The following is a 1519-nucleotide window of genomic DNA, read 5'->3' as shown; positions in this document are numbered from 1 at the left end:
AGGCTACTTCAGTCTACACCAATTGTCGTGAGTATTACCTACAAGTCTAGGAAAATATCATCCTAGCAATTGCTCCTCACCGCTTTGGGAGAACCTATCAGCAGGATTTTGACGGGTTCTCGATCGGGTGGCGGAGGCTCTGCTACAGGTACTGTCGCTGTAGCACTATCGGTTGCTGGGGGATTGGCAAGGAAGTTTTTCGACATAAGCGTTTTTTGTGTTCGCAGTGAACGATAATGTTGCCTATAAGCAACATTATCATTCTATCCTCAATGTTGCCTAGAAGCAACATTTACGAAGAGATCGCCCTCTGAGACAATCTGAGGCATGGCAAAAGCAGGCAAAGCACTCAAGCAGGTGCTGGAAACTTATAACATCAGTCAAAATCGCTTGGCTGTGACAATGGGCGTAGCACGTTCCAACATTCATCGTTGGGTCAATGAAAGTAGAGATCCCGTAGCAGAGGCAGTGTTGGACATTCGGAAAGCACTATGGCAAATTAACCCCGATGCCGCAGGGGAGTTCATTCGTTTGTATTTAGATGATTTGGAGGAAAAACTCGAAGAGTAATAATGTCCACAATCTTTACTTAGCTGCGAGCTTCTGAGAACATAGAAGCCATGAGTAAGGCAGGAAAGGCGCTGAAGCAGGTTTTAGAAACCTATGGCATCAGCCAAAATCAATTGGCAGCGACTATGGGCATTGGACGATCGAGCATTAACCGTTGGGTTAACGAGAATAGAGATCCGGCATCTGAAGCGGTTCTAGAGATTCGCAAGGGATTACAGCAAATTAATCCCGATGCAGCAGGGGATTTTATTCGTTTGTATTTAGATGATTTGGAGGAAAAACTCGAAGAGTAATAATATGGGCGATCGGGCGATCGCCTCCCGTGCCAGTTATGCTTGAGATAGACTCAACAAATAGCTGACAATATACAATCTTTCTCGCTTTAAATAAATCCTCACAAACTAATTGGCGATCGCCCTTGAATGCAGCGCAACCATCTGTGGGGCGCTCTCCACACCTGAGAACCTAACTGTTTTCCTCGCCATTTCCCAGGTACAACCTGACGAATTCATCAGCCGCCTCCCGATTGAATGTCTGCAATGCTTGCTTAATCGCAAATACCGCCTCAGCAGATGGGTCTCGTTCTTCGCTCACCCAACGGCTAACGTTTGAGCGATCGATTTCCATCTTGGCCGCCAATTGATATTGACTGATATCGTATGCCTCTAATATTTTTTTGAGGGCTTTTCCTGCTCTTCCCATGCTCCCGATTGTGTCAGAGAGTCATGCTCCTGTAAACGTTGCTGATTGTCACCAATTGCGGTAAACTTTGTAGATTAAGTGCGATCGTTTTTTCCCTCTCAATTTAATTGTATGGCTCGTCAAATAGCTGGCAAAAGTATAGTCATTTATAGACATGGGAGGCTTCAAGCCCCTCCCCTTTCACTTTTACTTTGAGCGGATTAACCCGCATTGGCCCAACTACGCAGCTCCCTATCAAGAAAGCTGA

The 1519-nt window shown here is 45.7% G+C and carries 4 protein-coding genes; 2 read left to right on the top strand and 2 right to left on the bottom strand.

All coding sequences use genetic code 11. From position 1 onward, the window contains the following. Nucleotides 1-62: 62 nt before the first annotated feature. On the bottom strand, nucleotides 63-206 hold the full coding sequence (locus QUB12_RS37285; RefSeq protein ID WP_333144654.1) for a hypothetical protein: 144 nt from the start codon (nucleotides 204-206) through the stop codon (nucleotides 63-65). 121 nt (nucleotides 207-327) lie between these two features. On the opposite strand from QUB12_RS37285, the gene QUB12_RS37280 reads away from it, so the two are divergent. Together QUB12_RS37280 and QUB12_RS37275 are read left to right on the top strand one after the other, a co-directional pair. Further along, nucleotides 328-570 carry a helix-turn-helix transcriptional regulator gene (locus QUB12_RS37280; RefSeq protein WP_333144653.1) on the top strand — a complete coding sequence of 81 codons (243 nt, stop codon included), beginning with the start codon at nucleotides 328-330 and terminating at the stop codon, nucleotides 568-570. Nucleotides 571-620: 50 nt separating this feature from the next. Then, nucleotides 621-863 carry a helix-turn-helix domain-containing protein gene (locus tag QUB12_RS37275; protein WP_015175929.1) on the top strand — a complete coding sequence of 81 codons (243 nt, stop codon included), beginning with the start codon at nucleotides 621-623 and terminating at the stop codon, nucleotides 861-863. A 172-nt stretch (nucleotides 864-1035) separates the two neighbouring features. On the opposite strand, the gene QUB12_RS37270 is transcribed toward QUB12_RS37275, so the two are convergent. Beyond that, a complete protein-coding gene (locus QUB12_RS37270; RefSeq protein WP_333144652.1) occupies nucleotides 1036-1272 on the bottom strand; it encodes a helix-turn-helix transcriptional regulator in 237 nt (78 codons plus the stop codon). Nucleotides 1273-1519 lie beyond the last annotated feature (247 nt).

Source organism: Microcoleus sp. B7-D4 (genome assembly GCF_036705125.1).
In the GTDB taxonomy this organism is placed as follows: domain Bacteria; phylum Cyanobacteriota; class Cyanobacteriia; order Cyanobacteriales; family Microcoleaceae; genus Microcoleus.
Note: the sequence above shows the minus strand (reverse complement) of the source record. Positions and strands in the feature narration are given on the sequence as shown.